The following is a 6,489-nucleotide window of genomic DNA, read 5'->3' on the forward strand; positions in this document are numbered from 1 at the left end:
AAACTATCAGATGAATCTTTACAAGGATAGTGGTATGACTGGGTGGTGGACAGAACCAGCGCCCTCTCGGGCACGATCGACACGGTGCTCGACTCCGCCCTTTCGTCCCACCCGGACGCACCGGCGATCGAGGCCGCCTCGGGAGTGTGGTCGTACGCCCAACTCGACGACCAGGCCCGACGCGCCGCAGGGGCATTGTGGACACTCGGTGTCCGGCCCGGCGACCGGGTGGCAGCGTGCCTGCCCAACGACCTCGACATCGTCGCGGCCTTCCACGGAGCACAACGCGTCGGCGCGGTCTGGGCCGGGATCGGCGAAGCACTCTCCGCCGCAGAGCAACAGAACCTGCACGACATCTGCGCGCCGGCCGTGGTGCTCGCCGGACCCCAGTACAAGGCCGGTGGGTCGCGGTGTGTCGGCCCCGATTGCTGGGCCGCACTACTTGCGGCCGGCCACGAGTGCCCGCCCCTCACCCACGATCTCGATCAGCCCGCCGGAATCGCCTTCACCAGCGGGACTTCCGGGACGCCGAAAGCCGTCGTGCACAGCCAGCGCAACCTTCTCTTGCCCGGAGCAGTGCTGGTCGCCACCCGGGGCTGGGGCCGGGAACTTCGCAAGGGAGACAGCTTCCCGCTGACGATTCTCAATCTCATGGTGCTCTCCACCCTGCTCACCGCACAGGCGGGCGGGTGCGCCGTGATCATGAACCGGCGCGACCTCGAGGGTGTCGCACACTGGATCTCTTCCCGCCGCGTCACCGTATGGAACGGCGCCCCGGCCCAGCTCTACGATCTCGCCGCGCGACCCGACCTGGATCTCGGTTCGCTGCGCGAGGTGTGGAGCGGCGGCAGCGACACCCCCGACGGCCTGCGCCGATCCTTCGCCGACGCACACGGCCTGATACCGCGCGTCACCTACGGTCTGACGGAAGCACCCACCGTCGTGTCCATCGACCCACCCGGCACCGCATGGCGACCCGGAACGAGCGGACAGGTACTGCCCCAGTACGACGTCGCCGCGTACGACGACGGCGGTCGCCGCCTTCCTCCCGGTGAGCCGGGTGAACTGCGGCTGACCGGCGCAACAACCGGACACTGGGCACACGCATGGACGCCGATGCTCGGTTACCTCGAGGACGGGAACATCCGGCCGCCGGAACCCGGAACCGTCCCGACCGGCGACATCGGGACCGTGGACGCCGACGGCTGGCTCACCGTCGTCGACCGTAAGAAACTCGTCATCATCCGCGGCGGAGCGAACGTCTACCCGCTCGAGGTCGAGCGCGTCATCGCCACCCATCCCGACGTCACGAAGGTCGCGGTATACCCGGTGCCGGACGACCGGCTCGGCCAGCGTGTCGCCGCGGTCATCGAAAGTTCCTCAGAACAACCGGATTTCGACGCGCTCACCGAGTTGTGCCGAAGTGAACTCTCCCCGTACAAGGTCCCCGAGATCTGGAGCCGGATCGACTGCCTGCCCGTCAACGCCATGGGCAAGATCCAGCGCGCCGGGTTGTGCGAACTCGTCCACGCACACCGGCGGCCCGCGCCGGACCGGACGTGACACTCTGCTCGTACATCGATCCACCCCCGAACCCGAGGAGCGCCCCGTGGCGTTGAACAGCGAGATCGTCACACGAATGTTCGGCCTGGAAGGCCGGGTCGCGATCGTGACCGGCGCGTCCTCCGGACTCGGCGCGACCGTCGCGGAAACCCTCGCGGGACTGGGCGCCGAGGTTGCCGTCGTGGCCCGCCGGAAAGACCGTCTCGAAGAACTCGCCGAACGGATCGGCGGCTTCGCGGTGGCCGCCGACCTGACCGATCTCGACGCGATCGGACAAGTCGTGCCGGCCGTGGCCGAGAAACTCGGACCCCCCGAAATCCTCGTGAATGCAGCCGGAAGCATGTTCACGGAGGAGCGGGCCGAGTCGGAACCGCTCGACGCGATGCGCCGTACCCTCGACCTCAACCTGCTGGCGCCGTTCCGCCTCGCACAGGACGTGTTCCCGCACATGCGCGCTGCCGGACGCGGCTCCATCGTGAACGTCTCGTCCATCAGTGGACGAGTCGGCGTCCCGGGTATCCCCCAGGCTTCTTACGCGGCAAGCAAACTCGGGCTGTCCGGTCTGACGGCCGAGCTCGCCGTCCAGTGGGCGCGACACTCGATCCGGGTGAACACGGTGGCGCCCGGCTTCTTTCGCAGCGAAATCACCGGGCCGCTCTACGACAGTGAACGCGCCTCCGAATACCTGCGGAGAAACACTCCGCTCCCGAAGGACGGAACCGCCGACGACATCGTCGGCGCGATCGTGTGGCTCGCCGGTGACGCCGGTAGTTACGTCACCGGTCAGACCGTCGTCGTGGACGGCGGGTGGACGGCGCGCTGATCTTCCCGCTGTCCGGCAGCGACGCCGACCCCCGCGGCACAGTCGGTCTCCGACGAGACGCCCTCCGGGTAATGGCATGCCACGAAATGGCCCGGACGTATCTCGCGAATCGACGGTTCCTCGGCGGCGCACGTGTCCCGGGCCGACGGGCACCTGGTGCGGAACCGGCATCCACTCGGCGGATCGACAGGTGACGGGATATCTCCGGCCGGTGCCGTGCGTTGCACCGGCGCCTCGGGATCGGGTTCGGGAACGGCGCTGATCAGAGCGCGCGTGTACGGATGCGCGGGTGCGCTGAACAGTTCGTCGGACGCTGCGACCTCACACACCTTGCCGAGATACATCACCACGACACGGTCGCTCACGTTCTTCACCACCGCGAGGTCGTGCGCGATGAAGACGAGAGTGAGCTTGTACCGGGTCTTCATGTCTTCGAGCAGGTTGATGATCTGGGCCTGCACGGACACGTCGAGCGCGGATACCGGCTCGTCGCAGATCACGAGTTCGGGATCGAGAACCATCGCCCGCGCGATCGAGATGCGCTGGCACTGTCCTCCGGAGAATTCGTGGGGCAGCCGATCCGACGCCGTATCCGGGTCGAGACCCACACGTTCGATCATCGCCCGGGTGCGAGACTCGATTTCCTCTGCCGGCGCGCCGCCCTGGATCCGCAAGCCTTCGGCCACGATGTCCTTGACCTTGCGCATCGGGTTGAGAGAGGAAATCGGATCCTGGAAGATCATCTGCAGCTTCCGGCGGTGCGCACGAAGTGCGGAGCCTCTGAGACCGACGATCTCGGATCCGTCCACGACCACCGAACCCGATGTGGGAGGCGGAAGTTGCAGGATCGCCTTCGCCACGCTCGACTTACCGCATCCCGATTCCCCGACCAGGCCGACTGTCTCTCCTCGTCTGGCGTCGAAGCTCACGTCCGAGACCGCGAAGACCCGCTCGTTGCCCTTGCCTGCATATTCGACGGTGAGGTTCCGGACGCTGAGCACCACGTCCTGGTCGTCCCGCAGATGCGCAGTTCCACTGCCGGCCATCAGATCACGTCCCTGGAATCGATTCGGGTCCCGGCCGCCGTCACACCGGCGGAGGCGTTGGCTTCTCGTGCGGTGTCACCGGCAGGCGTGCCCAGTGGATAGAAACAGGCGGCGGAATGCTGCGGTGAGTCGTCTGCGGCCTCGAGCCGGGGCGTGTCCACCAGGCACCGGGCCTGCGCCGACGGGCATCTCGGCGCGAAGCTGCACCCCGCGGGCGGGTCGATGACGGTGGGCGGCCGCCCGGGGATGGACGGCAGTCGGGTGTGGCTCGGATCGCCGAGACGCGGGATCGCGTCCATCAACGCCCGGGTGTAGGGGTGGCGCATGTGGGAGAACAACTGTCGCGTCGGGCCGGTCTCGACGACCTTTCCCGCATACATGACGGCGATGGAATCCGTGCGTCCTGCCACGACTCCGAGATCGTGCGTGATGAGAATCATGCCCATATCGGTCGTCGCCTGTAGATCGCCGAGCAGATCGAGGATCTGTTGCTGCACGGTGACGTCGAGCGCGGTGGTGGGTTCGTCGGCGATGAGCAACTTCGGTGAGCACGCGATTGCCAGTGCGATCGTCACCCGCTGCCGCATTCCCCCCGACAGGTGGTGCGGATACCGGCCGAACCGCGTGGCCGGCTCCGGGATGCCGACTTGCGTCAGCAACCGGATCGCCTCGGTCTTCGCTGCCCGGCGGTCGAGGCCGAGGTGGAAACGCAGTGTCTCCGTGAGTTGCTGTCCGATGGTGAGGACCGGTGTCAGTGAGGTCATCGGGTCCTGGAAGACCATCGCCAGATCCACGCCCCACAGGTGCTTGTTCCGCTTCGGCGAGACCGTGGCGAGGTCGACGCCGTCGAGCAGGATTTCGCTGCCCGGCAGGACTCGCGCGCTGGGAGCCAGGATCTTCATGACCGCGCGTGAGAGCACCGATTTTCCGGAACCCGACTCGCCGACGATGCCGAGGGTCCGTCCCGCTTCGACGCGCAGGTCCACGCCGTCGACGGCCCTGACCTGACCTCGCGGCGTATCGAACCACACCCGCAGCCCGCGCACCTCGAGCAGCGCACCGCGGGATGACGCGGCGCCCGGATTCTCGACGGCGGCGTCCGCCGTCATCTCCCCTACCTCGGTCATATGGAGGACTCCCTACCTATCCGGCCCCGCATCCAGTCGCCGAGCTTGTTGAACGAGTACACGGTCAAGAAGAAGAACAACGACGGAATTAGCACGAGATGCGGGTATTCCCTGAGTGATTCACGTCCCGCGGCGAGCATCCCGCCCCAGCTCGGCGTCGGTGGCGGCACCCCCAGTCCCAGGAAGCTCAAGCTGCCTTCTGCGACCACGAGAGTGGCCATCACCACCAGAGCAAGCGACATGACCGGAAGCATCACGTTGGCGAGTAGCTCCCGCAGCAGCACACGCCACGGTCCGGCACCGAGGGCCTTCGCCGCGATGACGAATTCACGTTCCGCGAACGCCATGGTGTTGGCTCGCGCCACCCGTGCGAAGTTCGGGATGCCCAGCAACGCGAGGCCGAGGACCAATGTCGGCAGGCCCGGACCGAGAGCGGCCACCAGCGCGATGAGGAAGATCAGGGCCGGGAAGGACAGCAGGAAGTTGACGAGAAGCGACACGATGCGGTCCGTCACTCCACGGAAATAACCGGCGACCATGCCCGCCGCGACCCCGATGATCATCGCGATAGCGGTACCGCCGATCGCGACCGCCATCGACACCCTGGCACCGTGGATGCACCGCGACAAGATGTCTCGTCCCAGCGAATCGGTTCCCAGCAGGTGCGATCCCCACGAAGGTGGGGCGCTGAAGTCGTCGGTGATCTCGTTGGGGTCGGGCATCGGGAGCCAATCCGCGACCAGAGCGGCGACGACCACGGCAGCGATCCACACCGCACCGAGTACCGCGCCGTAATCGCGTCCCCGTCTGCGCGCGGCCTTCCGGGGAACGGGAGGGACTTCGGTCGGCGGGAGATGTTCCGTCGCGGTGCCGGTACTCTCCTGCCGGATGACATCGGTCACGAGGCACTCACCTTCCGTACTCTCGGGTCGAGCAGCGGGTAGGCCAGGTCGACGACGGTATTGATGGACAGGTAGAGCAACGCGCTGAGCAGCACGACCGCCTGCACCACGATGAAGTCGCGCGAGAGAATCGAGTTGACGACGAGGCTGCCCATCCCCGGCAGGGAGAAGATCAGTTCCACGATCACCGTGCCCCCGATGAGCCGGCCGATCACCACACCGGACACGGTGACGAGCGAGAAGGACGACTGCCGCAGCGCGTGCCGGACGAGGATCCGCGACGTGGGCAATCCCCGGGCGCGCGCCGAGAGGACGTGATCCTGTTGCAGAGTCGCCATCATGTCGCCTTTGAGAAGCCTCGTGAACAACACACATTCACCCGCAGCCAAGGTCAGGACCGGAAGGGCGATGTGCGAGAGGTGCTCGACGGGATCCTCGGAGAACGGCACCCAGCCGAGTGTCGGGAGCAGACCGAGTTGCACGCCGAAGACGAACACGAGGAGGATGCCGAGTACGAAGGACGGCACGGCCAGTGTCGCAGAGGTCAACGCCGTTGCGACCCGGTCCAGACGGCCCCCGGGGCGGTAGGCCGACCAGACACCGACGGGGATCGACACCGCGAGCGCGACGAACATGGACAGGATCGCGAGTTCCAGCGATACCGGAGCACGTTCGGCGATCGAGGCGAGCACATCCGTCTGGGTGGTGAACGAGCGCCCGAAATCGCCCTGGAGCACACCACCGATCCACGAGAGGTACCGCTCCATGAGCGGATCGTCGAGACCGTAACTCGCGCGGGCGATGTCGCGCATCTCGTCGCTCGCACCCGGTGGAACCAGACTGTCGACCGGATCGCCGGGGATCAATTCCAGCAGCAGGAACACCGCCACACTGACCATCCAGATCAGCAGCAGGAAGTTCCCTATCGGTACAGCACTTCGTCTGACGATGACGCCCACGCTCGATCAACCCCGTTCGTTCGGTGTGCCGAGTCGCGGCGGGCGCGGCCGTAGATCACGGCCGTGCCC

The 6,489-nt window shown here is 66.7% G+C and carries 6 protein-coding genes; 2 read left to right on the plus strand and 4 right to left on the minus strand.

Going from position 1 to position 6,489, the window contains the following annotated elements; translation table 11 throughout:
• Window positions 1-45: 45 nt before the first annotated feature.
• Window positions 46-1,563: a class I adenylate-forming enzyme family protein gene (locus TVH25_RS11015; protein ID WP_422424148.1), complete on the plus strand. Its 1,518-nt coding sequence runs from the start codon at window positions 46-48 to the stop codon at window positions 1,561-1,563.
• A gap of 46 nt (window positions 1,564-1,609) precedes the next feature.
• On the plus strand, window positions 1,610-2,386 hold the full coding sequence (locus tag TVH25_RS11020; RefSeq protein WP_367113049.1) for an SDR family NAD(P)-dependent oxidoreductase: 777 nt from the start codon (window positions 1,610-1,612) through the stop codon (window positions 2,384-2,386).
• On the opposite strand, the gene TVH25_RS11025 is transcribed toward TVH25_RS11020, so the two are convergent.
• Genes TVH25_RS11025 through TVH25_RS11040 form a run of 4 tightly spaced genes read right to left on the minus strand, consistent with a single transcriptional unit; the run spans window position 2,347 to window position 6,420 of the window.
• Window positions 2,347-3,432 carry an ABC transporter ATP-binding protein gene (locus tag TVH25_RS11025; RefSeq protein ID WP_296550866.1) on the minus strand — a complete coding sequence of 362 codons (1,086 nt, stop codon included), beginning with the start codon at window positions 3,430-3,432 and terminating at the stop codon, window positions 2,347-2,349. The genes TVH25_RS11020 and TVH25_RS11025 overlap by 40 nt on opposite strands.
• Window positions 3,432-4,559 carry an ABC transporter ATP-binding protein gene (locus TVH25_RS11030; RefSeq protein ID WP_296550865.1) on the minus strand — a complete coding sequence of 376 codons (1,128 nt, stop codon included), beginning with the start codon at window positions 4,557-4,559 and terminating at the stop codon, window positions 3,432-3,434. The genes TVH25_RS11025 and TVH25_RS11030 overlap by 1 nt, the downstream gene beginning before the upstream one ends.
• Window positions 4,556-5,461: an ABC transporter permease gene (locus TVH25_RS11035; protein ID WP_296550864.1), complete on the minus strand. Its 906-nt coding sequence runs from the start codon at window positions 5,459-5,461 to the stop codon at window positions 4,556-4,558. The genes TVH25_RS11030 and TVH25_RS11035 overlap by 4 nt, the downstream gene beginning before the upstream one ends.
• Window positions 5,458-6,420: an ABC transporter permease gene (locus tag TVH25_RS11040; protein WP_422424149.1), complete on the minus strand. Its 963-nt coding sequence runs from the start codon at window positions 6,418-6,420 to the stop codon at window positions 5,458-5,460. Before TVH25_RS11040 ends, TVH25_RS11035 begins: the two co-directional genes overlap by 4 nt.
• Between the last annotated feature and the right edge of the window lie 69 nt (window positions 6,421-6,489).

The organism is Rhodococcus sp. 7Tela_A2 (assembly GCF_049311045.1).
Taxonomy (GTDB): domain Bacteria; phylum Actinomycetota; class Actinomycetes; order Mycobacteriales; family Mycobacteriaceae; genus Rhodococcus.